The following is a 26,505-nucleotide window of genomic DNA, read 5'->3' as shown; positions in this document are numbered from 1 at the left end:
GACGTAGGCCAGGTAAGCGCAGCGCCATCCGGCAACCGGAGTTGACTATGTTTGCTTTTATTCGCGTTTATTTTTTCAGCCTGACCATCCTGGCAGCGCCGGTTTTTGCTGTGACGGTGCAGGATGAACACGGCGCCTTTACCCTGAATAAAACACCGCAACGGATTGTCGTACTGGAACTGTCGTTTGCCGATGCGCTGGCGGCGGTGAACGTCAGTCCGGTGGGGATCGCCGATGACAACGATCCCACGCGTCTGCTGCCGGAAGTGCGCCAGATTATTGGGCAATGGCAGCCCGTCGGCACCCGCGCTCAGCCGAGCCTTGAGGCGATCGGCGCGCTAAAGCCTGACCTGATTATCGCTGACAGCAGCCGCCACGCAGGGATTTACGCCGCGCTGCAAGAGATCGCCCCCGTGTTGTTGCTCAAATCCCGCAATGAAACGTACGCTGAAAATCTGCAATCCGCCGCGATCATCGGGAAAGTATCAGGTAAAGATGCGGAAATGCAAAAACGGCTGACGTTGCATCGGGAACGTATGCGCGCGTTTGCCGCCCACTTGCCGAAAGGGGCCAGCGTGGTATTCGGCACCTCACGCGAACAGCAGTTTAATCTGCACAGCCGCGAATCGTATACGGGCGGCGTGCTCGCTGCGCTGGGTCTGCGCGTGCCGGAGGCAATCAACTCTGCGCCAATGACCACGATTAATCTGGAGCGGCTACTGGCGCTCGATCCGCAGTGGCTGATTGTCGCACACTACCGCCAGGAGAGCATCGTTAAACGCTGGCAGCAGGATACGTTGTGGTCCATGCTCCAGGCGTCGCAACACCACCAGGTTGCCGCTGTCGACAGCAACAGCTGGGCGCGGATGCGCGGGATTTTCGCTGCGGAACGCATTGCCGGCGATACGGTGAAAATCTTTCATCACCAGACGCCTGATACCACGCAATGAGGACATTGATCATTTGGGGAGCACCCATACTGGCGCTCCTGGCTGCGTTCTGGCTGAGCCTGTTCTGCTACTCGGCGATCCCGATTTCACCCGTCAGTGCTCTGCATGCCCTGTTTCCTTCTTCAACGCCTCCGCTTTCGGAGGCGTTGGTGCGTAATTTACGTCTGCCGCGCAGCCTGGTGGCATTGCTGATTGGCGCCAGCCTTGCCCTGGCGGGAACATTGCTGCAAACCCTGACCCATAACCCACTAGCCTCTCCTTCTCTGACCGGCATTAATAGCGGTGCGGCACTGGCGATAGCGTTAACCAGCGCATTCAGCCCCATGTTGCTCAGCGGGTATTCCATCGCGTTTATCGCCGCCGCAGGCGGAGGCCTCGCCTGGCTTCTGGTGATGCTGGCTGGCGGCGGCTGGCGACAGGAGCCCGACCGCAACAAACTGATTCTCGCCGGAATCGCGCTCTCCGCGCTGTGTATGGCGCTGACCCGTATCACGCTGCTATTGGCGGAAGACCACGCTTACGGCATTTTTTCATGGCTGGCGGGCGGTATTGCCCATGTGCGCTGGGCCGAGTTCTGGCAGCTCTTTCCTTTTGTTCTGGTGATTATTCCCGTCATGCTGCTGCTGGCGAACGCCCTTAATCTGCTCAACGTCAGCGATGTCGCCGCACACACGCTCGGCGTAAACCTGTTTCGGCTGCGGCTTACCGTCAATATCGGCGTGCTGGTGCTGGTCGGCGCCTGCGTCAGCGTGGCGGGGCCGGTGGCGTTTATCGGCCTGTTAATGCCGCATCTGGCCAGGGCGTGGTCAGGTCACGACCAGCGTAAGTTGCTGCCGATGAGCCTGCTGATGGGCGCAACGTTTATGCTGCTGGCGGATATTCTGGCGCGAGCGCTGGCCTGGCCGGGCGAGCTTCCGGCAGGCGCAGTGCTGGCGCTGATTGGCGCGCCGTGTTTTGTCTGGCTGGCAAGGAGGCGTGGATGAAAGCCTTTATTCTGCTCATCACGTTGTTCCTGCTGAGCATCACCGCGCTGCTGTCATTGCGTCTGGGCGTGGTTCCCCTGCCCTGGTCCGCGCTGATCGATGGCTGGCATACCGGTCACGAGCACCACTATGTTCTGACTCAGTATCGTCTGCCGCGACTGCTGCTGGCGATATTCGTCGGCGCCGCCCTGGCGATTTCCGGCGTACTGGTGCAAGGCATCGTGCGTAATCCGCTGGCCTCGCCGGATATTTTAGGGGTGAACCATGCCGCCAGTCTGGCGACGGTAAGCGCACTCATGCTGCTGCCATCGCTGTCGGTCGTCTGGCTGCCGCTGCTGGCATTTGTGGGCGGGCTTTGTGCGCTGATCTTGCTGCGTGCGATTGCGGGTCGCTCCTCCCCCCTGCGCCTGGCGTTAATCGGCGTGGCGTTGTCGGCAACCTGGGCCAGCCTGACGGATTACCTGATGCTCTCCCGCCCGCAGGACGTTAACAACGCGCTGCTGTGGCTGACCGGCAGTTTATGGGGACGCGGCTGGTCGTTTGTGTATGTGGCGCTGCCGGTAATGCTGGCGCTTATTCCACTCAGCGCCTGGTTTTGCCGCGATCTGGATCTGCTGGCGCTGGGCGATGATCGCGCCAGCACGCTCGGCGTCCCGGTCAGTCGGGCGCAGCGCCTGGGATTGCTCCTCGCCGTCGCGCTGGCAGCCACCAGCGTGGCAGTTTGCGGGCCGATAGCTTTCGTCAGCCTGGTCGTGCCCCACCTGACCCGACGCCTGCTGGGAGGGCGCCATCACTGGCTACTGCCCGGCGCTGCGCTAATCGGCGCATTTGTCTTAACGCTGGCCGATTTGCTGGCAAGGATCATTAACCCTCCCACGGAGCTTCCGGCAGGCATGCTCACCGCCATTATCGGCGCGCCGTGGTTTATCTGGTTGCTTGTGAGGATGCGCTAAATGGATATCAGATGTGAAAACCTGACTGCCGGATACGGTGATAAACGCATTCTTGACGGCCTGTCGGTTACGCTACCCGCCGGGCAGATCACCGCATTACTGGGGCCTAATGGCTGCGGCAAATCGACGCTGCTGAAATGCCTTGCCCGCCTGCTCATACCGCAATCCGGCACCTTGCACATTGCGGGTAAGCCGCTGTCGGCATTCTCACCCCGCGCGCTTTCGCGTCACCTGGCGCTACTGCCGCAACAGCACATGACGCCGGAAGGGATCACCGTGCGGGAACTGGTCAGCTATGGCCGCAGCCCGTGGCTGCCGCTGTGGGGGCGGCTTTCTCGCGACGACCATCAGCATGTCAACCGGGCAATGGCGCAGACGCACACTGACGCGCTGGCAGAAAGGCGGCTGACGGAGCTGTCCGGCGGTCAGCGGCAGCGCGTGTTTCTGGCGATGGTGTTAGCGCAGGATACGCCCATTGTATTACTGGATGAACCCACCACCTGGCTCGACATTAATCATCAGGTGGAGTTGATGGCGCTCATGCAGATGCTAAAACAGGCGGGGAAAACGGTCGTGACGGTACTGCACGATCTGAATCAGGCAAGTCGCTATTGCGATCATCTTGTCGTGCTGGCGCAGGGGAATGTGATTGCGCAAGGGCAACCTGTTGATGTGATGCAACCAGAATTATTACGCAAGGTATTTCAGGTTGATGCGGAAATTCACCCTGAACCGCTAACAGGAAAACCAATGTGTATTATTCGTTAGTCTGCTAGCCATATTTTTACCTGTCCAGAGCAGTCTGTTCATCCTGTCAGACTGCTCATCAAAAATATATTCTTATGCCCTTTATTTTTATTCTCTGTCATTAACCTTAAATATTTAAAAGTTATGTAAGGAACACTATATTTAGTGTTTTTCAACCCAGATATTTAACGAAAGCGTAGGTTGAAATCCCGCTAATTACCGCGATGATGATTGCAAGAATAACCAGTAACATCAATCGCCTACCGCTATATATTCCTAACATAATTACCTCCTTTACTAAATTTACACTTCCATCAAAACACTGAAAATATACGCTACAAGCGTTATCTAACCATCAAGATAAAATAATCTTTAACGAAACGCCATTGATTAATGTCAATAATTCAGACTCTTTATTTTAATAGTATAAGCGCGATTCAAAACATTATGCATTTTATACTTCGAGGAATTTTAAATTGACCAGAATGCCGAATAAAAATCGTCTCCATTCTGCGCCATGCGTTGAAAAAAAACCGTACCAGCAATCTGTTAACGAGGTACTTGAAAAAAAGCAGAGTCAGCCTTCCGGGCTGACGCAAAATGAAGCCAGCGCGCGCCTCGCGCAGCATGGGCCTAACGCGCTGCCAGAAAAAGCAGACAAACCGGCATGGTTACGCTTCCTGGCGCATTTCCACGATGTTCTGATTTATGTCCTGATCGCTGCGGCGGTGCTGACTGCTGTCATGGGTCATTGGGTGGATACGGCCGTCATTTTGGGTGTTGCCGTTATCAACGCCCTGATTGGCCACATTCAGGAAAATAACGCGGAAAAGTCGCTGAAAAGCATCCGCAATATGCTGTCGAACTCAGCGGTCGCGATCCGCAACGGTCAACATGAAACCGTCCCCACAACCGAACTGGTGGTGGGCGATATCGTCGTGCTGCGCGCAGGCGATCGCATCCCGGCAGATCTTCGCGTTATGGAAGCCCATAACCTGCGGGTTGAAGAGGCCATCCTGACGGGCGAGTCTACCGTTGTCGATAAAACAGCCGACACCCTTACCGGCGAACTGCCGTTAGGCGATCGTAAAAATCTGCTGTTCTCCGGCACCACCATCAGCGCAGGCGCCGGGCTGGGCGTGGTTATCGCCACCGGTGAAGAGACTGAACTCGGCCACATCAACCAGATGATGACGGGCATTGAGAAGCACCGTACCCCGCTGCTGGTTCAGATGGATAAACTCGGCAAAGCCATTTTCGCCATTATCGTCGCCATGATGGCAGGACTATTTGTGTTCAGTCTGCTGCTGCGCGATATGCCGATGGGCGAACTGCTGCTTTCTCTGATTAGCCTTGCCGTCGCGGCCGTACCGGAAGGGCTGCCCGCGATCATCTCAATTATTCTGTCGCTCGGCGTACAGACGATGGCCCGCAAACGCGCCATTATCCGCAAGCTGCCGACGGTCGAGACGCTGGGTGCGATGTCCGTGATCTGTTCCGATAAAACGGGCACCCTGACCATGAATGAGATGACGGTAAAAGCCATTATTACGGCGGACAAAAATTACCGCGTTCAGGGCAACAGCTATGAGCCAATGGGCGAGATCCATACTGAGGAGAGCGACGCTGCGGTAGAGATCCTGCCCGGCAGCCTGCTGGAGAACTACCTTCGCACTATCGACCTGTGTAATGACAGCCAATTGATTCAGGACGAAAACGGTCACTGGGGCATCACCGGCGGGCCAACGGAAGGAGCCTTAAAAGTGCTGGCGGCAAAAGCACGCCTTCCCGCCATTGAAACTGAACTGCGCAGCAAAATCCCGTTCGATTCGCAGTACAAATACATGGCGACGCACCATCGCATTGGAAATGAAGAGCGCGTACTGGTGACCGGTGCGCCAGATGTGTTGTTTAAACTGTGCCAGCTACAGCAGACCGCTACCGGTACTGAAGCCTTTACGCAAAATCACTGGGAAGCGGAGATCGCGCGCTATGCGAAAGAAGGTCTGCGCATGGTTGCGGCAGCCTGGAAGCCAGGACGTGCAGAAGCCGCCTCTCTCACCCATGAGTGCCTGAATGACGGCCTGATCTTCCTGGGCATCGCAGGCATGATGGACCCGCCGCGTCCAGAAGCCATTGACGCAATCCAGGCCTGCCAGCAGGCGGGGATTCGCGTGAAGATGATCACCGGCGATCACCCGCAAACGGCCATGAGTATCGGCGGCATGCTGGGGATTCATAACAGCACCCACGCGGTAACGGGCTACGAACTGGAGCAGATGGACGATGCGGCATTAGCCGAAGCTGCTGTCACCTACGACATCTTTGCCCGCACCAGCCCTGAACATAAACTGCGTCTGGTGAAGGCGCTGCAAAACAAAGGCGAGATTGTCGGTATGACCGGCGACGGAGTCAACGACGCCCCCGCGTTGAAGCAGGCGGACGTCGGCATCGCGATGGGCATCAAAGGCACGGAAGTGACAAAAGAAGCCGCTGACATGGTACTGACGGACGATAACTTCGCCACCATCGCCAGCGCTGTGCAGGAGGGGCGTCGCGTTTACGACAACCTGAAGAAAACGATTCTGTTCATCATGCCCACCAACCTGGCGCAGGGTCTGCTGATCATCATTGCCCTGTTGGCTGGGAACCTGATCCCGCTCACGCCGGTACTGATTCTGTGGATGAATATGGCGACCTCCGCCACGCTGTCGTTCGGGCTGGCATTTGAAGCCGGTGAGCGCAACATCATGCGACGCCCGCCACGCCAGAGTAATGAGAACGTCATGGATGCCTTTGCTATCTGGCGCGTCGGTTTTGTCGGAACGTTAATTGCAGCCTGCGCCTTTGCGCTGGAAGCCTGGTTGCAGCCTCGCGGCCACAGCCCGGAGTTTATCCGTACCGTGCTGTTGCAGACGCTGGTCACCGCACAGTGGGTATATATGCTCAACTGTCGGGTTTCGGATGGTTTCTCGCTGGGACGCGGGCTGCTGATGAATAAAGGCATCTGGATGGTCAGCGGCATTCTGTTGCTGTTACAAATGGCGATTATCTATATGCCTTTCATGCAGATGCTGTTTGGCACAGAAGCGCTGCCGCTGCGTTACTGGGGCATAACCTTCGCTATCGGCGCAGTGCTGTTCTGCATTGTGGAGATAGAGAAACCGCTCACCCGTAAATTCCGCCGGAAATAGCCGGCGGTTCACCGCGAAGCAAAAAGCCTCCCGTAGCGGAGGCTTTTTTTTTGCCGATGGGGGAAGGGTTTTGTAGGCCCGGTAAGCGAAGCGCCACCGGGCATGGCGACGGATGGCGGCACAAGCGCCTTACCCGGCCTACGGGAGAGGGATTTTGTAGGCCCGGTAAGCGAAGCGCCACCGGGCATAACGCCGGATGGCGGCGCAAGCGCCTTATCCGGCCTACGGGAGAGAGGTTTTGTCGGCCCGGTAAGCGAAGCGCCACCAGGCATGACGCCGGATGGCGGCGCAAGCGCCTTATCCGGCCTACGGGAGTGAATTTTGTAGGCCCGGTAAGCGAAGCGCCACCGGGCATGACGCCGGATGGCGGCGCAAGCGCCTTATCCGGCCTACGGGAAAGGGATTTTGTCAGCCCGGTAAGCAAAGCGCCACCGGGCATGACGCCGGATGGCGGCGCAAGCGCCTTATCCGGCCTACGGGAGTGAATTTTGTAGGCCCGGTAAGCAAAGCGCCACCGGGCATGGCAGATTAACGAATGACCATCACCGGAATTTTCGCGTATCGCAAAATATTCGCCGCAGCCGAACCGAGCAAATGCGTTGCAATACCCGGCTTGCGCGAACCGATGATAATCATCTCGGCGTTATGCGCTTCTACCGCGTTATTTACTTCATCACGAATATTGCCATGACGGACTTCAAAACGAATATTCTCCAACGGCGTTTTGAATTTTCTCGCAAGGTTAAGCATTTTTTCTTGCGCGTCATTCGTCATGTATTCCTCGTATTTTCTGATATCCGAGGCAAAACCACGCATTGGGGAGGTACCCAGTTTAGGGAACACATGCAGCAGATGGATCACGCCGTTTTCTTTGTCCACCATATGATCAGCGTAGGCAATGGCTTTGTCAGAAAGATCCATCGCCAGAATATCAACGGGCATTAAAATGACTTTATTCATGATGATTTCCTTAAGTTAGCTGACAGGCCAATCACATATCCCTGAAAAGACCTGGCAAGATTCAGCATTCATTTGACCAAAATAACGGGGGAATAATAATCAATAATACCCTGTCTTTTTTGATCATAAGCAAGAAAGGAAATAACCCATAAAGTCTGTAGATATATTTACGTCCGGTGACAAAACTGACAAGCTTGCTATTTAATTGCACGCTATTTCAGCCAAAAAAAAGCTCCCGTGAAGGGAGCCTTTTTAATTCATCAGAACGGGATGTCGTCGTCGAAATCCATTGGCGGTTCGTTAGACGGTGCCGGAGCGGATTGTTGCTGTGGACGGGACTGCGCGCCGCCGCTGAACTGGTTGCCGCCCTGCGGTTGCTGAGGCTGACCCCAACCGCCCTGCTGCTGACCGCCGCCCATATTGCCGCCAGCCGGAGCGCCACCGCCCTGACGGCCACCCAGCATCTGCATGGTGCCGCCAACGTTGACCACCACTTCAGTGGTGTATTTGTCCTGACCGGACTGATCGGTCCATTTACGGGTACGCAACTGACCTTCAATGTAAACCTGAGAACCTTTACGCAGATATTCGCTGGCCACTTCCGCCAGTTTGCCGAACAGCACAACGCGGTGCCATTCCGTCTGCTCTTTCATCTCACCGGTCTGCTTATCACGCCAGGATTCGGAAGTAGCCAGCGTAATGTTGGCAACTGCGCCACCATTTGGCATGTAGCGTACTTCCGGGTCCTGGCCCAGATTACCGACGAGAATCACCTTGTTTACGCCTCTGCTGGCCATGATCGAGTCTCCTGAAAAACGTTTCTGAATAAGTGTAAACGCGCGATTGTAGCATTACCAATAGCGTTTTTACTACGATGCGAGGCTGATTCCAGTAAACAACCTTGGGCGGACATTGTTACACAGTAGCCTGTGTTTTGCATTCCAATACTGTATATCCATTCAGGTTGAGTTGTGTCATAATTAACCGTTTGTGATCGCCGGTAGCGCCATGCGGCCGGGAAAAAGCGTTTTAATCCGGGAAAGGTGAATGGATAAGATCGAAGTTCGGGGCGCCCGCACCCATAATCTCAAAAACATCAACCTCGTCATCCCGCGCGACAAACTGATTGTCGTCACCGGGCTTTCGGGTTCTGGCAAATCCTCGCTCGCTTTTGACACCTTGTATGCCGAAGGGCAGCGTCGTTACGTTGAATCCCTTTCCGCATATGCGCGTCAGTTTCTGTCTTTGATGGAAAAACCAGATGTCGACCATATTGAGGGGCTGTCGCCCGCTATCTCAATTGAGCAGAAATCGACATCCCATAACCCGCGCTCTACGGTAGGTACAATTACCGAAATACATGACTATCTGCGTCTGCTGTTCGCCCGCGTGGGTGAACCGCGCTGCCCGGATCATGACGTCCCGCTGGCGGCGCAAACCGTCAGCCAGATGGTGGATAACGTGCTGTCTCAGCCGGAAGGCAAACGCCTGATGCTGCTGGCGCCCATTATTAAAGAGCGCAAAGGCGAGCACGCCAAAACGCTGGAAAACCTGGCCAGCCAGGGCTACATCCGCGCCCGTATTGATGGCGAGGTCTGCGATCTCTCCGATCCGCCGAAGCTGGAGCTGCAAAAGAAACACACCATTGAGGTCGTAATCGATCGTTTCAAAGTCCGTAGCGATCTGTCCCAGCGCCTGGCGGAATCTTTTGAAACTGCGCTGGAGCTCTCCGGCGGCACCGCGATCGTCGCGGATATGGACGATACGAAAGCGGAAGAGCTGCTCTTTTCCGCCAACTTCGCCTGCCCAATTTGCGGCTACAGTATGCGCGAGCTGGAACCGCGTCTGTTCTCGTTCAACAACCCGGCGGGAGCCTGCCCGACCTGTGACGGCCTCGGCGTACAGCAATATTTCGATCCCGATCGCGTGATCCAGAACCCGGAGCTTTCTCTGGCTGGCGGCGCGATTCGCGGCTGGGATCGCCGTAACTTCTATTATTTCCAGATGCTGAAATCGCTGGCGGAACACTATAAGTTCGACGTGGAAGCGCCGTGGGGAAGTCTGAGTCAGAATGTGCATAAAGTCGTTCTGTACGGTTCCGGCAAAGAGAGCATCGAGTTCAAATACATCAACGATCGTGGCGACACCTCCGTGCGTCGCCATCCGTTCGAAGGCGTGCTGCACAACATGGAGCGCCGTTACAAAGAGACGGAGTCCAGCGCGGTACGTGAAGAGTTAGCTAAATTCATCAGCAACCGTCCGTGCGCCAGTTGTGAAGGCACGCGTCTGCGCCGTGAAGCACGTCATGTCTTCGTCGAGAATACTCCGCTGCCTGCGATCTCCGACATGAGCATCGGCCATGCGATGGACTTCTTCAACAATCTCAAGCTCGCAGGCCAGCGTGCAAAGATTGCGGAGAAGATCCTCAAGGAGATTGGCGACCGCCTCAAGTTCCTGGTAAACGTCGGCCTCAACTACCTGACGCTGTCCCGTTCGGCAGAGACCTTGTCCGGCGGCGAAGCCCAGCGTATCCGTCTGGCCAGCCAGATTGGCGCCGGGCTGGTAGGCGTGATGTATGTGCTGGATGAACCGTCTATCGGTCTCCATCAGCGCGATAACGAACGTTTGCTGGGAACGCTGATTCACCTGCGTAACCTCGGCAATACCGTGATTGTGGTGGAGCATGACGAAGACGCCATCCGCGCCGCCGACCATGTGATCGATATCGGCCCCGGCGCTGGCGTACACGGCGGTCAGGTCGTGGCCGAAGGGCCGCTGGAGGCGATTATGGCGGTGCCGGAATCCCTCACCGGCCAGTACATGAGCGGCAAACGCAAGATTGAAGTGCCGAAACAGCGCGTTCCCGCGAACCCGGAGAAAGTGCTGAAGTTGACCGGCGCGCGCGGCAACAACCTGAAAGACGTCACCCTGACGCTGCCGGTTGGCCTGTTTACCTGTATTACCGGCGTATCCGGGTCGGGTAAGTCTACGCTTATCAACGACACGCTGTTCCCGATTGCCCAGCGCCAGTTAAACGGGGCGACCATTGCGGAACCTGCGCCGTATCGTGATATTCAGGGGCTGGAGCATTTCGACAAAGTCATCGACATCGACCAGAGTCCGATTGGCCGTACGCCGCGCTCTAACCCGGCAACGTATACCGGCGTGTTTACGCCCGTACGTGAGCTGTTCGCTGGCGTGCCGGAATCACGCTCACGCGGCTATACGCCGGGACGTTTCAGCTTTAACGTGCGCGGCGGGCGCTGCGAAGCCTGTCAGGGCGACGGCGTCATCAAGGTTGAAATGCACTTCCTGCCGGATATTTACGTACCGTGCGACCAGTGCAAGGGCAAGCGCTATAACCGCGAAACGCTGGAGATTAAGTACAAGGGCAAGACTATCCACGAAGTGCTGGATATGACCATCGAAGAAGCGCGCGAATTTTTTGACGCCGTTCCGGCGCTGGCGCGTAAGCTGCAAACGTTGATGGACGTGGGTCTGACCTACATCCGTCTCGGTCAGTCCGCCACCACGCTCTCCGGCGGTGAAGCACAGCGCGTGAAGCTGGCGCGTGAATTGTCGAAACGCGGCACCGGGCAGACGCTGTACATTCTGGATGAACCGACCACCGGTCTGCATTTTGCCGATATTCAGCAACTGCTGGACGTGCTGCACCAGTTGCGCGATCAGGGCAACACCATTGTGGTGATTGAGCACAACCTGGACGTCATTAAGACGGCGGACTGGATTGTCGATCTCGGCCCGGAAGGCGGCAGCGGCGGCGGCGAAATTCTTGTTTCCGGGACGCCGGAGACGGTCGCAGAGTGTGAAGCGTCACATACTGCCCGTTTCCTCAAGCCAATGCTGTAATAATGCCCGATGGCGCTGCACTTATCGGGCCTACAGAATATGCGTAATAGTTTGTAGGCCCGATAAGGCGCTTGCGCCGCATCCGGCAAAACGGCTCACGGCTGCACCAACAGCTTACGCTTGTCCTCCGGCAGAGTACTTACCGCCAGTTGATAGGAGGCATCCACCAGATAATAGATTTGCGAATCCGGTAGCGAACCATCCAGGTAGACGGTGCTCCAGTGCGCTTTATTAAGATGTCGGCTTGGTCGCACATCGCTGTGTTGCTGGCGCAGCAACTCCGCCAGTTCAGGGCTGGTTTTCAAAGATACCGCCGGGCGATTTTCCACCTCTTTCACCATGGCAAAAAGCACATCTTCAACCTTGATTTGTGTGGCTTTCCAGTCACTGTGAACGCTCTGTTCCGCGCCTGTTTTTGCCATGCAATATTGCAGTAACTCCGAATTGGTCATCTTCTTATTCCCCTTTTAAGCATATTGCCCCACTGAGAACGTCTCTTACTCAGTTTGCAGCAAGTCCGCCAAAGGTAAAAGCCAGCAGCTCAATTTTGTTCAAAAAAACAGCGATTGAGAATCTTGCCGGATGATGCCACTGTAGGCCTGATGGCGACGCTAATGCGTTTTATCAGTCCTGGGGCAAAAGGTTCCGCCGGTTTTAATATTCCGAGTTCACAATCACCTCTTCCCCAAACGCGCCGGCCTGTGGCAACGGTTTATAGGTAGAGTTGGAGGCGCGCAGGATGCGGATGCCACGAATGCCCGCGTCACGGGCTGCCGTAATATCATTGTCGGAGTCGCCGTAGAAGATGCGGATATTTTTCTCCTGTAGCCACTGCGTTTTGGTGTTCTGGCCCGGCTTGTCGCCTGCAAAAATCACAGGATTCATATTGGCTGCGGGAATGTGGAAATCATCAGCCAGCGTTTTCGAGACGGTTTCGGTTTTCGTCTGGCTCCGCCCCGTGACAAAAAAGATGCTGTCGCCACGCCGGACGTGCATATCAATAAGCAGACGCGCCACCTCTTTCGGAATGCTGAACTCATCCCAGCCGTTGTTCATCTTCTCCCAGAATGCCGGATTTTTCAGATAATCCTCGCTTTCTGGCGAATAGACTTTTTTGCCGCGCCAGAAGCCAGGGCTGGAAAACAGCACGGTGTCATCAATATCAAACCCGACAGCAATGGGAGGACGACCCGCCAGGCTATTTTCGATCTGCGCGACAGAAACCCAGTGGATGGGAGACTGCTCGGCGAGTTTCGCAACATTGGTGCCAGGATTTAGCGGCGACGGCGAGGACGCCAGGGCGATTGCTGAATTATTTAACGTGAAAAGTAAACAAAAGGCGCTCAAGGCCAGGGTTATCTTGCGCATATTTTTCCCTAAATAGTCAGTTAGTTATGATTTTTAATTATATTGACTGGTCAAAAAACTCTCTGACCATAACCCCAGCGGCAGGTGAAAGGAAGAATTTTCTGCGGTTTTGTTACAGAAAAAGAGGATGATCACATATGAATGGAGGGGGCAGCGCTACCGCTTACCGGGCCTACGAGTTGCTTTGTAGGCCGGATAAGGCAACGCCGCCATCCGGCAGGTCGCCCGGTGGCGCTACCGCTTACCGGGCCTACGGGCTGCTTTGTAGGCGGATAAGGCAACGCCGCCATCCGGCAACACAATCACTTACATCACCGCAGCAAACGCCTTCGCCACGCGCTGGACATTGCCGGAATTCAGACCCGCCACGCACATGCGTCCGCTGGCGATCAGGTAGACGCCGAACTCATCACGCAGACGGTCCACCTGTGCAGCGCTCAGGCCGGTATAGCTGAACATGCCGCGCTGTTGCAGCAGATAATCAAAGTTACGGCCCGGTATCTCGGCGTTCAGGACATTCACCAGTTCCTGACGCATCGCCAGGATACGCGTACGCATTGCTTCCACTTCCGCCAGCCAGCTGGCTTTGAGCGCCTCATCGTTCAGTACGGCGGCAACCACCTGCGCGCCAAAATTCGGCGGGCTGGAGTAGTTACGGCGCACGGTGGCTTTGAGCTGACCCAACACGCGGCCTGCGGCCTCAGCGTCTTCACAGACCACCGAAAGCCCGCCCACACGTTCGCCATACAGCGAGAAGATCTTCGAGAAAGAGTTACTGACCAGCGCGGGTAATCCGGCGCTGGCAATGGCGCGAATCGCGTAGGCATCATCTTCCATACCTGCGCCAAATCCCTGATAGGCAATGTCGAGGAACGGAATCAACTCGCGCGCTTTCAGGATCTCAATAACCGCATCCCACTGCGAATGGGTTAAATCAGCACCGGTCGGGTTATGGCAGCACGGATGCAGCAGCACAATGCTGCGGGCAGGCAAGGTGTTGAGGGTCGCCAGCAATTCGTTGAAACGTACGCCGTTAGTGGCGTTGTCATACCAGGGGTAAGTACTTACTTCGAAACCAGCGCCTTCAAAAATTGCGATGTGGTTTTCCCAGGTCGGGTCACTGACCCACACGGCGGATTCAGGAAAATAACGCTTCAGGAAATCCGCCCCTACCTTCAGCGCGCCGGAACCGCCCAGCGTCTGAATTGTCGCCACGCGTTGCTGCTGAAGAACCGGATGATCGGCGCCAAACAGCAACGGCGCAATGGTATGGCGATAGGTATTGAGACCTTCCATTGGCAGGTACAGCGACGCGCCGTGCGGCTGCGCATTAATCCGGGCTTCCGCTTCGGCAACGGCTTTAAGCTGAGGAATGATGCCCTCTTCGTTGTAATACAGACCGATGCTGAGATTCACTTTGTCGCTACGCGAATCCTCTTTGAAACGCTCCATAAGCGAAAGAATCGGGTCGCCAGCGTAGGCGTCAACTTTTTGAAACACGCTGTGGTTCTCCAGGTTTACAGGCAGGGGGTTAAAACACAATAAACCGGAAGCGAGAGAAGATCGAGAGGATGTTGATGTGAATATCGCCGGATGGCGGGGTATCCGCCTTATCCCGCCTGGGATCAATGCGCCACCCGGCACGCATTTAATCAATGTACTTCATCGCAACCCTTGATGTCAGGCGCGTGATAAGTTCGTAAGCACTCACTTTTGTTATTTCCGCAATGCGCTCAACGGGCAGACCTTCACCCCACAAAATGACCGGATCGCCTGCTTTGTCCTGCGCCTGAGGGCCTAAATCGACGCAGATCATGTCCATCGCCACGCGACCGACAATCGTCACTTCCCGACCATTAACCAGCACCGGCGTACCGGACGGCGCCGCACGCGGATAACCATCGCCATAGCCCATAGCGACCACGCCCAGACACGTATCGCGCTCGCTGATCCATGTGCCGCCGTAACCCACCGGTTCGCCCGCTTTATGCTCGCGAACGGCAATGAGGCTGGAGATTAGCGACATGACCGGCTGACAGCCAAAATCTTCGCCAGTGGACTGGTTTTCCAGCGGCGAGACGCCGTAGAGGATGATGCCCGGTCGCGCCCAGTCAAAATGAGACTGTGGCCACAACAGGATGCCGCCGGAAGCGGCGATGGAGCGTTGCCCCGGTTTACCTTCGCAGAAGGTATTAAAAATATCGAGTTGCTGCTCGGTCGCGCCGCATTCCGGCTCATCGGCGCGGGCGAAATGGCTGACGATATTTACCGGCTGGCGCACGTTTTTACACTGCGTAAGCCGTTGATAAAACGCTTCGGCTTTTTCAGGACGCACGCCCAGACGATGCATTCCCGTATCCAGTTTCATCCACACCGTTACCGGTTCATCCAGCCCGGCGGCTTCCAGCGCGGCAAGCTGTTCTTCGTTATGCACGGCGGTATGCAGATGCTGTGCAGAGATGACTGGCAGATCGGTGGCTTCAAAAAAACCTTCCAGCAACAGAATGGGCTGCGTGATCCCGCCCGCCCGCAGGCGCAGGGCTTCTTCAAGGCGGGCGACGCCGAAAGCGTCGGCATCAGGGAGCGTTCGCGCGGTCTCCAGAAGACCGTGTCCGTAAGCGTTCGCTTTCACGACCGCAACCAGCTTGCTGGCAGGCGCCAGTTCACGCAGACGTTGCAGATTGTGTCGCAGAGCGCGGCGGTTAATGACTACAGTTGCCGCTTGCATTTGAATTCCTTATAAAAAGAATCGCCAAAATCATTCGCGTTGCAGGACAAAAACGCTCTGGCGTTTTTGAACAGCGCCGGCGCTGTTCCCGAAGGGATAAGCGGGCGCAGTCAACGCATCTGCGGCGTGAATGATGAAGGAGATTTACTCGTCGTCGTATTGCGGTCCCGCATAGTTATCAAAACGCGACCATTGCCCGTTAAACGTCAGACGTACCGTACCGATTGGGCCGTTACGTTGTTTACCAATAATAATTTCTGCGATGCCTTTTAAGTCGCTGTTTTCGTGATAAACCTCGTCACGATAGATAAACATGATCAAGTCGGCATCCTGCTCGATGGAGCCGGATTCACGCAGATCCGAGTTGACCGGACGTTTATCGGCGCGTTGTTCCAGAGAGCGGTTAAGCTGCGACAGCGCCACCACCGGCACCTGTAGCTCTTTTGCCAGCGCTTTCAGCGAGCGAGAGATTTCTGCGATTTCCAGCGTACGGTTATCGGAGAGCGACGGCACGCGCATCAGTTGCAGGTAGTCGATCATGATCAGGCTTAAGCCGCCATGTTCACGGTAGATACGACGGGCGCGCGAGCGAACTTCCGTCGGCGTCAGGCCGGATGAATCGTCAATATACATATTGCGCTTCTCCAGCAGGATGCCCATCGTACCGGAAATACGCGCCCAGTCTTCGTCATCCAGTTGACCCGTACGAATGCGCGTCTGGTCCACGCGCGACAGCGACGCCAGCATACGCATCATAATCTGTTCGCCGGGCATCTCCAGACTGAAGATCAGTACCGGTTTCTCCTGCAACATCGCGGCGTTTTCGCAGAGGTTCATCGCAAATGTCGTTTTACCCATCGACGGACGCGCCGCTACGATGATCAGATCCGAGCGCTGCAAACCGGCGGTTTTTTTGTTTAAGTCCTGATAACCGGTATCGACCCCTGTCACACCGTCATGCGGCTGCTGGAAAAGGGTTTCAATGCGCGCCACGGTCGCATCGAGGATTTGATCGATGCTTTTCGGGCCTTCGTCTTTATTGGCGCGGTTTTCCGCAATCTGGAAAACGCGAGATTCCGCGAGATCCAGCAGCTCGTCGCTGTTGCGCCCCTGCGGATCGTAACCCGCGTCGGCAATTTCATGGGCGACGGAAATCATATCGCGAACAACGGCACGTTCGCGGACAATATCCGCATAAGCGCTGATGTTCGCCGCACTTGGCGTATTTTTGGATAACTCCGCCAGGTAAGCAAAACCGCCAACGCTGTCCAGTTGCCCCTGAATTTCCAGCGACTCCGCCAGCGTGATCAGGTCAATGGGTTTCCCCATCTCCTGCAAACGGTGCATTTCGGTAAAAATATGCCGGTGCGGCCGGGTATAAAAGTCATCCGCCACTACGCGTTCGGCGACATCGTCCCAGCGTTCGTTATCCAGCATTAAACCGCCCAACACCGACTGTTCCGCTTCAATCGAGTGCGGCGGCACTTTCAGCCCGTCAACCTGCAAATCACGGTCACGCGCATCAGTCTGTTGTTTGTTGAAGGGTTTATTTCCTGCCATAGTGAATGGAGTTACCGAGATAAAGAATGGGTCGAAACTTTACCATATAAGTGGACCCTTACGATACGTTCTGGAGGAAGCATGGCAACACGAATTGAATTTCACAAGCACGGTGGCCCTGACGTCCTGAAAGCAGTGGACTTTACCCCTGTAGACCCGGCGGAAAACGAAATCCAGGTCGAAAATAAAGCGATTGGCATCAACTACATTGATACCTATATTCGCAGTGGGCTCTATCCACCGCCATCCCTGCCCAGCGGGTTGGGCACTGAAGCGGCGGGCGTGGTGAGTAAAGTCGGCAGCAACGTTAAACATATTAAAGCGGGCGACCGCGTCGTTTATGCCCAGTCTGCGCTCGGGGCTTACAGTTCGGTACACAATGTTCCCGCCGATAAGGCCGCCATTCTCCCTAAAGCGATCTCTTTCGAGCAGGCTGCCGCCTCTTTTCTGAAAGGATTAACGGTCTTTTATCTGCTGCGCAAAACCTATGAGGTTAAACCCGACGAACCGTTTTTGTTCCATGCCGCCGCCGGGGGCGTGGGCCTTATCGCCTGCCAGTGGGCTAAAGCGTTGGGCGCAAAACTTATTGGCACGGTAGGCAGCGCGCAGAAAGCGCAAATTGCCTTACAGGCTGGCGCATGGAAAGTGATTAACTATCGTGAAGAAAATATCGCTGAACGGGTGAAAGAGATTACTGGCGGCAAAAAAGTACGGGTGGTTTACGATTCAGTCGGGAAAGATACCTGGGAAGCGTCGCTGGATTGCCTGCAACGCCGGGGGCTGATGGTGAGTTTTGGTAACGCTTCCGGCCCTGTGACCGGCGTTAACTTAGGCATCCTGAACCAAAAAGGCTCGCTGTACGTCACTCGCCCTTCTCTTCAGGGTTATATCACCAGTCGCGATGAATTGACCGAAGCCAGCAACGAGCTGTTTTCACTGATTGCCAGCGGCGTGATAAAAGTCGAGGTCGCGGAGAATCAGAAATACGCGTTGAAAGATGCGCAGCGCGCGCATGAGGTGCTGGAAAGCCGGGCAACGCAGGGATCGAGCCTGCTCATTCCGTAGTATGACGGGGAAAAGAATTAGGGCTTCCACATGGGAAGCCCTTTCTTTTTTAGTTCGGCTGTATGTAGGGTACAGCTCGATGAATTCATTAGCCGCGCAATAGTGACAGATTTGATAATCAATTCCTATTTGCTTCTAAGAAGAAAGTTACAGGTTGTGATCCTCTGCACAATACCTTAGTAAAACCGACGGTTATTGCGCTGATACTGTGGGATTTTTGGCGTTTTTACCGCTTTGATGACCCATACCACGGCAACAGCCAACAGCAACCACGGCAGCAGTTTGATCACCAACGCAAACATGCCGCCCAGGAACATCACGGCGGTCGCCACCATCAGCGCGGCCAGAATTCCCAACAATGACACGCCGGTGGCCATCAGCATGATAAAAAAGCCCATCACAAAAAGTAGTTCCAGCATGATTCCCCCTGAATATGGAATGCCCGGTGGCGTAGCGCTTTGCGGGCCGACATATTCAGACCATTACAAGAAACATGCCAAAATTAATTTATTGATTTGCAAACAAAACGCCCCGCGACTGTGCGCAGGGCGTGGTGAAATTGACTAACTTTTAGTGAGAACTTAACGCTTATCCGCCACCCGTTTCAGCGCATGTTCCAGCACGTCAATGTCGGCGCCTGCTTTATGGGCATTTTCGCTCAGATAACGGCGCCACTGGCGCGCGCCAGGAATCCCCTGAAACAGCCCCAGCATATGACGGGTAATATGCCCGAGGTATGTCCCCTGGCTCAGTTCACGCTCAATGTACGGATACATGGCGCGAACGACAGCCACAGGATCGGCATCCGCCGTGGTCGCGCCAAAGATTTCACGGTCAACGGAGGCCAGAATGCCCGGGTTTTGATAGGCTTCGCGCCCGATCATCACGCCATCCATATGCTCCAGATGCGCTTTCGCCTCTTCCAGCGACGTAATACCACCGTTGATGGACATGGTCAGATGCGGGAAGTCACGCTTTAACTGGTAAACGCGCGGGTAATCCAGCGGCGGGATCTCGCGGTTTTCCTTCGGGCTGAGCCCGGAGAGCCAGGCCTTGCGCGCGTGGATAATAAACATCTCGCATTCGCCTTTACCGGCGACCGTATTGATGAAGTCACAGAGAAATTCGTAGCTATCCTGATCGTCAATACCGATACGGGTTTTGACCGTTACCGGGATCGACACTACATCCCGCATCGCCTTCACGCAATCCGCCACCAGTTGCGCATTTCCCATCAGACAGGCGCCAAACATGCCGTTTTGTACACGGTCAGACGGGCAACCTACGTTAAGGTTAATTTCGTCATATCCTCGCGCCTGCGCCAGTTTCGCGCATTGCGCCAGCGCAGCCGGATCGCTGCCGCCAAGCTGCAACGCCACCGGATGCTCTTCCTCGCTGTATGCCAGATAGTCGCCTTTGCCATGAATGATCGCCCCGGTAGTTACCATCTCGGTATAGAGCAACGTCTGGCGAGACAGCAGACGCAGGAAGTAGCGACAATGTCTGTCCGTCCAGTCGAGCATCGGCGCGATAGAAAAACGATGAGCAGGAAAAGCGAACTGTGATTCTGTAGACATGGCGAAATTTTAAGCATCTGGTGAATTTGGGGCGCTACTATAGCACAGCCCACTGAAAGATTAGCTGACGATATATCGTTAGGGCTGCTTCTCGGCGTTTTACGCAGAACATGGTAAAGTAGAAGATTAACCTTTCACGCAATCCGAGGTGCCACATGGAAAAGACCACCACGCAAGAGCTTTTAGCGCAAGCTGAAAAGCTCTGTGCGCAACGCAATGTGCGGCTGACACCCCAGCGCCTCGAAGTGTTGCGTCTGATGAGCCTACAGGAAGGCGCGATCAGCGCCTATGACCTGCTGGATCTGCTGCGTGAAACGGAGCCGCAGGCCAAACCGCCGACGGTGTATCGTGCGCTCGATTTTCTGCTTGAGCAGGGTTTTGTTCACAAGGTCGAATCCACCAACAGCTACGTGCTCTGTCACCTGTTCGATCAGCCGACCCATAGCTCGGCCATGTTTATCTGCGACCGTTGTGGTGTGGTAAAAGAGGAGTGTGCTGAAGGCGTGGAAGACATTATGCATACGCTGGCGGCAAAAATGGGGTTCGCTCTGCGCCATAACGTGATTGAAGCACACGGGTTATGCCCGGCGTGTGTGGAAGTCGAAGCCTGTCGCCACCCCGGCGAATGCCAGCACGACCATTCTATTTTGGTGAAGAAGAAACCACGTTAAATAAATCGGGCGGCTAATCCGCAGACGCCGCCCAAAGCAAGTACGTTGAACAGAGGGGAGTACGTCCTTGTACTCACGGGCAGGAGAAGTTGATTACCAGCGGTAGTCGTTACGGTTTTCCCATTCTTTCACTTCTTTTTCCGCCTCATCTTTTGCGTAACCATAGCGTTCCTGGACTTTACCCACCAGTTGATCACGCTTACCTTCGATGACTGTCATATCATCATCGGTCAGTTTGCCCCATTGCTCTTTCACTTTACCTTTAAACTGTTTCCAGTTGCCGCCGATTTCGTCTTTATTCATCATCAAGTCCTCATCGTTCGGTTGTGAATAGCGGGAGAACGTCGCTCAAACGCATTACGTTTTCTGCTGAACGTGAGATTAATTGTAGTCAGTGATTCGGCCTTCGTTTTTTAATTCAGAGTTTTTAACCACCGGACTCAGGCAAACCAGGTCCCTTTTCGCCAGTGTCGCCGCCAGATAAATGCCAGAGAAAGCCCACGAAGCGCCAGAAAAACGGTTAGCGCAAGCCACAGTCCGTGGTTCCCCAGCAGCGGTATCGTCAGTAGGGTGAGCGCAAACCCGGCTGCGGCGACAGCCATGCTGTTACGCATTTCAGCCGCCCGCGTCGCCCCGATAAACATACCGTCCAGCAAATAGCACCAGACGCCCACCAGCGGCAGAACCACCTGCCAGATAAGATAGCGATCGGCCAGAAGCTGAATCTGCGGCAGCGAAGTCAGCAGTGCGATGATGTACTCCCCCGCCAGCACATAAACCAGCGCAAACAGCAGCGCCACAATTCCCGACTGGCGACACGCCGCCCGCCATACGTCCAGTAGCTGGCTGCCGTCCCGCGCGCCATAAGCCTGACCCGAATGGGCTTCTACCGCATAGGCGAAGCCGTCCAGCGCATAGGCAGTAAAGGTCAGCAACGTCATAAGAACGGCATTCACCGCAATGATATCGCTTCCCATACGGGCGCCCAGTACCGTGATTGCGCCAAAACAGAGTTGCAGCAGCAGCGAACGCAGCATGATGTCGCGATTAAGCGCCAGCAAACGACGGAAGTTCCCGCGCCAGGCCTGTTTCAACATACCGGGAGAGACTCCGCGCAGATGAAGGACTTTGCGTACCATCAGCAGACCAATTAACAGCGTGGCATATTCGGCGATGACCGTCGCCAGCGCAGCCCCCTGCACGTTCATGTGCAGCCCCATAACCAGCCACAGGTCGAGAACGATGTTCAGGATATTCCCGACAATCAGCAGGATAACCGGCGCACGGGCGTACTGAACGCCAAGCAGCCAACCAAGCAAAACCAGATTCGCCAGAGATGCCGGGGCACTCAGCCAGCGGATCGCCAGAAAGCGTCTTGCCTGCTCCAGCACCGCTTCGCTACCGCCAACGATATGCAATGCCAGATCGATAATCGGCGTGCGCAGCAGCGCAATCAGCGCCCCCGCGCTCAGCGCCAGGATGAGTGGTTGCACCAACGCTCTCGCCAGCGCTTGCGGATTTTTCGCGCCAAAGGCCTGCGCCGTTAACCCGGTAGTGCTCATGCGTAAGAAGAGCAACAGCATGAAAAGGAAGCTGGTTGCGGTTGCGCCAATGGCAACACCACCCAGATAGACGGGGCTATCGAGATGACCAATAACAGCCGTATCCACCAGACCCAGTAAGGGAACGGTGATGTTGGAAAAAATCATGGGTAAGGCGAGGTGCCAGAGTGCTTTGTCAGAGGATGTGAAGAAAGGCATGCAGATGAGCCTGAGAAAAAGTCAAATAAACCAATCGATTAATCGCCGGATGGCGGCATAAATGCCTTATCCGGCCTACGGTACTACGGACACATTTGCCGGATGGCGGCATAAATGCCTTATCCGGCCTACGGTACTATGGGTACATTTGCTGGATGGCGGCGTAAACGCCTTATCCGGCCTACGGTACTACGGGTACATTTGCCGGATGGCGGCATAAACGCCGTATCCGGCCTACGGTACTATGGGCACATTTGCCAGATGGCGGCGTAAATGCCTTATCCGGCCTACGGGGATATTTGTAGGCCTGATAAGCGCAGCGCCATCAGGCGTTATGCCAGCGCCTGATTACAGCCATTCACCGTTACGGATAACGCCTACCGCCAGTCCTTCGATGGTGAAGCTCTGCTCACGCAGATCAACCACGATCGGTTTAAATTCGCTGTTTTCTGGCAAAAGTTCAACTTTATTGCCCTGTTTTTTCAGGCGTTTTACCGTGACTTCATCGTCAATACGCGCCACAACCACCTGGCCGTTACGGACATCCTGAGTTTTATGCACTGCCAGCAGATCGCCGTCCATAATTCCGATATCTTTCATTGACATGCCGCTAACACGCAGCAGAAAATCAGCATTGGGTTTAAACAGCGAGGGATCGACCTGATAATGGCCTTCGATATGCTGCTGCGCCAGCAGCGGTTCACCGGCGGCGACACGACCGACCAGCGGCAACCCTTCTTCTTCGTCCAGAAGCAGGCGAATACCGCGCGATGCGCCGGAAACAATTTCAATCACCCCTTTACGCGCCAGCGCTTTCAGGTGTTCTTCAGCGGCGTTTGGGGAACGGAACCCCAAACGCTGCGCGATCTCCGCACGCGTTGGTGGCATACCTGTCTGGCTGATGTGATCCCGAATGAGATCAAACACCTCTTGCTGCCTGGCCGTTAACGCTTTCATTCCGCCCCCTGGGTGTATATACAGTTATGCTGTGAGTATATACAGCTAAAAGTGATTTTGGAACCATAAACTGCGCAGAAAACAGGAGTTTTATACCGTTATGGAATCTTTATCGAAAAAACCTTAGCGGAAATGTGACCATAGCAGGAGACCCCAGGTCATCAGCGCGACGAAAATAGACAGTAGCACCGCCGCAGACCCCATGTCCTTCGCGCGGCCGGAGAGTTCATTGTATTCGGAGCCAATACGGTCAACAACAGCTTCAATGGCGCTGTTAAGGATTTCAACAATCATCACCAGCATCACGGAACCAATCAGCAGTACGCGAGTAATGGCATCCACATCCAGCCAGCAGGCAATCAGCACACCTGCCAGCACGGCGATGCTTTCCTGGCGAAACGCCGCTTCGTTGACCCATGCGGCGCGAAAACCTTTCCAGGAATAGCCTGCGGCTTTAATGATTCGGGTGAATCCAGTGGTATTATTGGCCATTAAAAGAACCTTTTTGCATTATTAGCGTCAATGAAATTATATCGTTGGCCCGTATGATTCGGGCGACGGCAACGCAGCGCGAAGTATGACGGGATACACCAGAAATTCACCAGACTTTCTGATATCCTTGCAGCGCATTTGCATTATTAACCAGAGGCTTTACATCGTTTATGTCCGGCTGGCCACGAATTTACTACAAATTACTGAATTTACCATTAAGCGTGCTGGTAAAAAGCAAGTCTATTCCGGCAGATCCTGCCCCGGAGTTGGGGCTTGATACATCGCGCCCTATTATGTACGTATTGCCGTACAACTCCAAAGCAGACCTGCTGACGCTGCGCGCCCAGTGTCTGGCGCACGATCTTCCCGACCCGCTGGAGCCGCTGGAGATCGACGGAACGCTGCTGCCGCGTTATGTCTTTATTCACGGCGGGCCGCGTGTCTTCACCTATTACACGCCAAAAGAAGAGTCCATTAAGCTTTTCCACAACTATCTCGATCTCCACCGCAGCAATCCCGATCTGGATGTGCAAATGGTGCCGGTATCGGTGATGTTTGGCCGCTCTCCGGGGCGCGAAAAAGGAGAAGAGAACCCGCCTTTACGTATGCTGAACGGCGTGCAGAAATTCTTTGCCGTCTCCTGGCTGGGACGTGACAGCTTTGTTCGTTTCTCGCCGTCCGTGTCTTTGCGTCGGATGGCTGACGAACACGGCACTGACAAGACAATAGCGCAGAAACTGGCGCGCGTGGCGCGTATGCACTTCGCCCGTCAACGTCTGGCGGCGGTCGGGCCGCGTCTGCCAGCCCGTCAGGATCTGTTTAACAAGCTGCTGGCTTCAAAAGCCATCGCTCGCGCCGTGGAAGATGAAGCGCGCAGCAAAAAAATCTCCCATGAAAAGGCGCAGCAAAACGCCATTGCGCTGATGGAAGAGATTGCCGCCAACTTCTCCTACGAGATGATCCGTCTGACCGACCGTATTCTGGGCTTTACCTGGAACCGTCTTTATCAGGGGATTAACGTCCATAACGCCGAGCGCGTTCGCCAGTTGGCGCACGACGGGCATGAAATTGTCTATGTGCCCTGCCACCGCAGCCATATGGACTATATGCTGCTTTCCTACGTGCTGTATCACCAGGGGCTGGTGCCGCCGCATATCGCTGCGGGCATCAACCTGAACTTCTGGCCGGCGGGTCCGATTTTCCGCCGTCTGGGCGCGTTCTTTATTCGTCGAACCTTCAAGGGCAACAAGCTCTACTCCACCGTTTTCCGTGAATACCTGGGCGAGCTGTTCAGCCGTGGTTACTCGGTTGAGTATTTTGTCGAAGGCGGTCGCTCGCGTACCGGTCGTCTGCTCGACCCGAAAACCGGCACGCTGTCGATGACCATTCAGGCAATGTTACGCGGCGGCACGCGTCCTATCACGCTGGTGCCGATCTACATCGGCTATGAGCATGTGATGGAAGTGGGCACTTACGCCAAAGAGCTGCGTGGCGCGACGAAAGAGAAAGAGAGCCTGCCGCAGATGCTGCGCGGTTTAAGCAAACTGCGTAATCTGGGCCAGGGCTACGTCAACTTTGGCGAACCGATGCCATTGATGACTTACCTCAACCAGCATGTGCCGGAGTGGCGTGAATCCATCGATCCTATCGAGTCTATCCGCCCGGCCTGGCTGACACCGACGGTGAATAACATTGCCGCCGATCTGATGGTGCGCATTAACAACGCCGGTGCGGCCAACGCCATGAACCTGTGCTGCACCGCGCTGCTGGCTTCCCGCCAGCGCTCTCTGACCCGTGAGCAACTGACTGAACAGCTCGACTGCTATCTGAGTCTGCTGCGCAACGTGCCGTACGCGGCGGATTCTACGGTTCCTGCGCAGAGCGCCAGTGAACTGATCGACCACGCCTTGCAGATGAACAAGTTTGAGGTCGAGAAAGACACCATCGGCGATATCATCATTCTGCCGCGCGAGCAGGCCGTGTTGATGACCTACTATCGCAACAACATCGCGCATATGCTGGTTCTGCCTTCCCTGATGGCGGCCATCATTACCCAGCACCGCCACATCTCGCGTGACGCGCTGATGCAGCATGTTGACGTGCTCTATCCGATGCTGAAAGCGGAACTGTTCCTGCGCTGGGAACACGATGAGCTTGCCAGCGTGATTGACGCGCTGAGCAGTGAGATGCAACGTCAGGGGCTGATCGCCGTGCAGAACGATGAGCTACATATCAATCCGGCACATTCTCGCACGCTGCAACTGCTGGCGGCTGGCGCGCGCGAAACGCTGCAACGCTATGCCATCACCTTCTGGCTGCTGAGCGCGAATCCGTCGATCAACCGCGGTACGCTGGAAAAAGAGAGCCGCACGGTCGCGCAACGTCTTTCCGTTCTGCACGGCATTAACGCGCCGGAGTTCTTCGATAAAGCGGTGTTCAGTTCCCTGGTGCTGACTCTGCGTGATGAGAAATACATCAGCGATACCGGAGACGCCGAGCCTGAGCAGACGATGAAGGTGTATCAGATGTTGGCCGATTTGATCACGTCGGATGTGCGTCTGACCATTGAGAGCGCAACGCAGGGCGAGTGACAATAAAAAGCCGGGTGGCGGCTTCGCCCTACCCGGCCTACGTTCTGCGCAATATGTTATGTAGGCCCGGTAAGCGCTA

The 26,505-nt window shown here is 55.3% G+C and carries 24 protein-coding genes; 11 read left to right on the top strand and 13 right to left on the bottom strand.

The genetic code is table 11. The features are described 5' to 3' along the window. Positions 1-47: 47 nt before the first annotated feature. From OGV83_RS18645 to OGV83_RS18615, 7 genes are all read left to right on the top strand, one after another. Entirely contained in the window at positions 48-950 is a 903-nt protein-coding gene (locus tag OGV83_RS18645) for a Fe(3+) dicitrate ABC transporter substrate-binding protein FecB (RefSeq protein ID WP_286464339.1), read from the top strand. Next, complete coding sequence (fecC, locus tag OGV83_RS18640; protein ID WP_115626240.1) at positions 947-1,933, top strand: iron-dicitrate ABC transporter permease FecC; 987 nt, start codon at positions 947-949, stop codon at positions 1,931-1,933. The genes OGV83_RS18645 and fecC overlap by 4 nt, the downstream gene beginning before the upstream one ends. Next, entirely contained in the window at positions 1,930-2,886 is a 957-nt protein-coding gene (gene fecD, locus OGV83_RS18635; protein WP_286464336.1) for a Fe(3+) dicitrate ABC transporter permease subunit FecD, read from the top strand. The genes fecC and fecD overlap by 4 nt, the downstream gene beginning before the upstream one ends. Then, the gene (gene fecE, locus OGV83_RS18630) at positions 2,887-3,654 is read left to right on the top strand and encodes a Fe(3+) dicitrate ABC transporter ATP-binding protein FecE (RefSeq protein ID WP_012134609.1); all 768 of its coding nucleotides are present in this window, start codon (positions 2,887-2,889) and stop codon (positions 3,652-3,654) included. It abuts the gene before it with no gap. Between the two features lie 455 nt (positions 3,655-4,109). Further along, positions 4,110-6,827, top strand: a complete 2,718-nt coding sequence (locus OGV83_RS18625) for a cation-transporting P-type ATPase (protein WP_372376842.1) — start codon at positions 4,110-4,112, stop codon at positions 6,825-6,827. A 102-nt stretch (positions 6,828-6,929) separates the two neighbouring features. Next, entirely contained in the window at positions 6,930-7,145 is a 216-nt protein-coding gene (locus tag OGV83_RS18620) for a hypothetical protein (RefSeq protein ID WP_286464335.1), read from the top strand. Continuing rightward, positions 7,142-7,312 (top strand): hypothetical protein, encoded by a 171-nt coding sequence (locus tag OGV83_RS18615; RefSeq protein WP_286464334.1) that lies wholly within the window; start codon positions 7,142-7,144, stop codon positions 7,310-7,312. Before OGV83_RS18620 ends, OGV83_RS18615 begins: the two co-directional genes overlap by 4 nt. 43 nt (positions 7,313-7,355) lie before the next feature. On the opposite strand, the gene OGV83_RS18610 is transcribed toward OGV83_RS18615, so the two are convergent. Beyond that, positions 7,356-7,787 carry a universal stress protein gene (locus OGV83_RS18610; protein ID WP_012134612.1) on the bottom strand — a complete coding sequence of 144 codons (432 nt, stop codon included), beginning with the start codon at positions 7,785-7,787 and terminating at the stop codon, positions 7,356-7,358. A 260-nt stretch (positions 7,788-8,047) separates the two neighbouring features. Next, entirely contained in the window at positions 8,048-8,584 is a 537-nt protein-coding gene (gene ssb1 / locus OGV83_RS18605; protein ID WP_047459655.1) for a single-stranded DNA-binding protein SSB1, read from the bottom strand. A gap of 250 nt (positions 8,585-8,834) precedes the next feature. Between ssb1 and uvrA the strand changes: the two genes are divergently transcribed. After that, the gene (uvrA, locus tag OGV83_RS18600; RefSeq protein WP_012134614.1) at positions 8,835-11,657 is read left to right on the top strand and encodes an excinuclease ABC subunit UvrA; all 2,823 of its coding nucleotides are present in this window, start codon (positions 8,835-8,837) and stop codon (positions 11,655-11,657) included. A gap of 95 nt (positions 11,658-11,752) precedes the next feature. Here the strand turns inward: uvrA and OGV83_RS18595 are convergent, their stop codons facing one another. The 5 genes from OGV83_RS18595 to dnaB form a co-directional block, all read right to left on the bottom strand. Then, the gene (locus OGV83_RS18595) at positions 11,753-12,109 is read right to left on the bottom strand and encodes an MmcQ/YjbR family DNA-binding protein (RefSeq protein ID WP_012134615.1); all 357 of its coding nucleotides are present in this window, start codon (positions 12,107-12,109) and stop codon (positions 11,753-11,755) included. Positions 12,110-12,311: 202 nt separating this feature from the next. Next, the gene (gene aphA, locus OGV83_RS18590) at positions 12,312-13,025 is read right to left on the bottom strand and encodes an acid phosphatase AphA (protein WP_012134616.1); all 714 of its coding nucleotides are present in this window, start codon (positions 13,023-13,025) and stop codon (positions 12,312-12,314) included. Between the two features lie 306 nt (positions 13,026-13,331). Next, positions 13,332-14,525 (bottom strand): aromatic amino acid transaminase, encoded by a 1,194-nt coding sequence (tyrB, locus tag OGV83_RS18585; protein ID WP_286464333.1) that lies wholly within the window; start codon positions 14,523-14,525, stop codon positions 13,332-13,334. A gap of 148 nt (positions 14,526-14,673) precedes the next feature. Further along, positions 14,674-15,753 carry an alanine racemase gene (gene alr / locus OGV83_RS18580; RefSeq protein ID WP_049011986.1) on the bottom strand — a complete coding sequence of 360 codons (1,080 nt, stop codon included), beginning with the start codon at positions 15,751-15,753 and terminating at the stop codon, positions 14,674-14,676. 144 nt (positions 15,754-15,897) lie between these two features. After that, positions 15,898-17,313: a replicative DNA helicase gene (gene dnaB, locus OGV83_RS18575; RefSeq protein ID WP_012134629.1), complete on the bottom strand. Its 1,416-nt coding sequence runs from the start codon at positions 17,311-17,313 to the stop codon at positions 15,898-15,900. 81 nt (positions 17,314-17,394) lie between these two features. Here dnaB and OGV83_RS18570 point away from each other — a divergent pair, with 81 nt between their 5' ends. Beyond that, positions 17,395-18,378: a quinone oxidoreductase gene (locus OGV83_RS18570; RefSeq protein ID WP_012134630.1), complete on the top strand. Its 984-nt coding sequence runs from the start codon at positions 17,395-17,397 to the stop codon at positions 18,376-18,378. A gap of 176 nt (positions 18,379-18,554) precedes the next feature. Here the strand turns inward: OGV83_RS18570 and pspG are convergent, their stop codons facing one another. Continuing rightward, on the bottom strand, positions 18,555-18,797 hold the full coding sequence (gene pspG / locus OGV83_RS18565; protein WP_012134631.1) for an envelope stress response protein PspG: 243 nt from the start codon (positions 18,795-18,797) through the stop codon (positions 18,555-18,557). Between the two features lie 162 nt (positions 18,798-18,959). Next, on the bottom strand, positions 18,960-19,955 hold the full coding sequence (gene dusA, locus OGV83_RS18560; protein ID WP_047459672.1) for a tRNA dihydrouridine(20/20a) synthase DusA: 996 nt from the start codon (positions 19,953-19,955) through the stop codon (positions 18,960-18,962). 155 nt (positions 19,956-20,110) lie between these two features. Here dusA and zur point away from each other — a divergent pair, with 155 nt between their 5' ends. Further along, entirely contained in the window at positions 20,111-20,626 is a 516-nt protein-coding gene (gene zur, locus OGV83_RS18555; protein WP_012134638.1) for a zinc uptake transcriptional repressor Zur, read from the top strand. A 93-nt stretch (positions 20,627-20,719) separates the two neighbouring features. Here zur and OGV83_RS18550 read toward each other — a convergent pair whose 3' ends face one another. From OGV83_RS18550 to OGV83_RS18535, 4 genes are all read right to left on the bottom strand, one after another. After that, on the bottom strand, positions 20,720-20,929 hold the full coding sequence (locus tag OGV83_RS18550) for a CsbD family protein (RefSeq protein WP_024130835.1): 210 nt from the start codon (positions 20,927-20,929) through the stop codon (positions 20,720-20,722). A 137-nt stretch (positions 20,930-21,066) separates the two neighbouring features. Continuing rightward, on the bottom strand, positions 21,067-22,386 hold the full coding sequence (gene dinF / locus OGV83_RS18545; protein ID WP_286464331.1) for an MATE family efflux transporter DinF: 1,320 nt from the start codon (positions 22,384-22,386) through the stop codon (positions 21,067-21,069). A gap of 348 nt (positions 22,387-22,734) precedes the next feature. After that, positions 22,735-23,343: a transcriptional repressor LexA gene (lexA, locus tag OGV83_RS18540; protein WP_012134642.1), complete on the bottom strand. Its 609-nt coding sequence runs from the start codon at positions 23,341-23,343 to the stop codon at positions 22,735-22,737. 123 nt (positions 23,344-23,466) lie between these two features. After that, complete coding sequence (locus tag OGV83_RS18535; protein WP_286464330.1) at positions 23,467-23,835, bottom strand: diacylglycerol kinase; 369 nt, start codon at positions 23,833-23,835, stop codon at positions 23,467-23,469. A 170-nt stretch (positions 23,836-24,005) separates the two neighbouring features. Between OGV83_RS18535 and plsB the strand changes: the two genes are divergently transcribed. Further along, on the top strand, positions 24,006-26,426 hold the full coding sequence (plsB, locus tag OGV83_RS18530; RefSeq protein ID WP_049011993.1) for a glycerol-3-phosphate 1-O-acyltransferase PlsB: 2,421 nt from the start codon (positions 24,006-24,008) through the stop codon (positions 26,424-26,426). Positions 26,427-26,505: the final 79 nt, after the last annotated feature.

It is taken from the genome of Citrobacter sp. CK189, from assembly GCF_030333505.1.
Classification (GTDB): Bacteria; Pseudomonadota; Gammaproteobacteria; order Enterobacterales; family Enterobacteriaceae; genus Citrobacter_B; species Citrobacter_B koseri.
This window is presented reverse-complemented; position numbering and strand designations above follow the sequence as displayed.

What these genes read in the sequence shown, in the direction of transcription:
- OGV83_RS18645 (WP_286464339.1), top strand. Translation starts at nt 48, where the DNA reads ATGTTTGCTTTTATTCGCGTTTATTTTTTCAGCCTGACCATCCTGGCA.
- fecC (WP_115626240.1), top strand. Translation starts at nt 947, where the DNA reads ATGAGGACATTGATCATTTGGGGAGCACCCATACTGGCGCTCCTGGCT.
- fecD (WP_286464336.1), top strand. Translation starts at nt 1,930, where the DNA reads ATGAAAGCCTTTATTCTGCTCATCACGTTGTTCCTGCTGAGCATCACC.
- fecE (WP_012134609.1), top strand. Translation starts at nt 2,887, where the DNA reads ATGGATATCAGATGTGAAAACCTGACTGCCGGATACGGTGATAAACGC.
- OGV83_RS18620 (WP_286464335.1), top strand. Translation starts at nt 6,930, where the DNA reads ATGGCGACGGATGGCGGCACAAGCGCCTTACCCGGCCTACGGGAGAGG.
- OGV83_RS18610 (WP_012134612.1), bottom strand. Translation starts at nt 7,787, where the DNA reads ATGAATAAAGTCATTTTAATGCCCGTTGATATTCTGGCGATGGATCTT.
- ssb1 (WP_047459655.1), bottom strand. Translation starts at nt 8,584, where the DNA reads ATGGCCAGCAGAGGCGTAAACAAGGTGATTCTCGTCGGTAATCTGGGC.
- uvrA (WP_012134614.1), top strand. Translation starts at nt 8,835, where the DNA reads ATGGATAAGATCGAAGTTCGGGGCGCCCGCACCCATAATCTCAAAAAC.
- OGV83_RS18595 (WP_012134615.1), bottom strand. Translation starts at nt 12,109, where the DNA reads ATGACCAATTCGGAGTTACTGCAATATTGCATGGCAAAAACAGGCGCG.
- aphA (WP_012134616.1), bottom strand. Translation starts at nt 13,025, where the DNA reads ATGCGCAAGATAACCCTGGCCTTGAGCGCCTTTTGTTTACTTTTCACG.
- alr (WP_049011986.1), bottom strand. Translation starts at nt 15,753, where the DNA reads ATGCAAGCGGCAACTGTAGTCATTAACCGCCGCGCTCTGCGACACAAT.
- dnaB (WP_012134629.1), bottom strand. Translation starts at nt 17,313, where the DNA reads ATGGCAGGAAATAAACCCTTCAACAAACAACAGACTGATGCGCGTGAC.
- OGV83_RS18570 (WP_012134630.1), top strand. Translation starts at nt 17,395, where the DNA reads ATGGCAACACGAATTGAATTTCACAAGCACGGTGGCCCTGACGTCCTG.
- pspG (WP_012134631.1), bottom strand. Translation starts at nt 18,797, where the DNA reads ATGCTGGAACTACTTTTTGTGATGGGCTTTTTTATCATGCTGATGGCC.
- dusA (WP_047459672.1), bottom strand. Translation starts at nt 19,955, where the DNA reads ATGTCTACAGAATCACAGTTCGCTTTTCCTGCTCATCGTTTTTCTATC.
- zur (WP_012134638.1), top strand. Translation starts at nt 20,111, where the DNA reads ATGGAAAAGACCACCACGCAAGAGCTTTTAGCGCAAGCTGAAAAGCTC.
- OGV83_RS18550 (WP_024130835.1), bottom strand. Translation starts at nt 20,929, where the DNA reads ATGAATAAAGACGAAATCGGCGGCAACTGGAAACAGTTTAAAGGTAAA.
- dinF (WP_286464331.1), bottom strand. Translation starts at nt 22,386, where the DNA reads ATGCCTTTCTTCACATCCTCTGACAAAGCACTCTGGCACCTCGCCTTA.
- lexA (WP_012134642.1), bottom strand. Translation starts at nt 23,343, where the DNA reads ATGAAAGCGTTAACGGCCAGGCAGCAAGAGGTGTTTGATCTCATTCGG.
- OGV83_RS18535 (WP_286464330.1), bottom strand. Translation starts at nt 23,835, where the DNA reads ATGGCCAATAATACCACTGGATTCACCCGAATCATTAAAGCCGCAGGC.
- plsB (WP_049011993.1), top strand. Translation starts at nt 24,006, where the DNA reads ATGTCCGGCTGGCCACGAATTTACTACAAATTACTGAATTTACCATTA.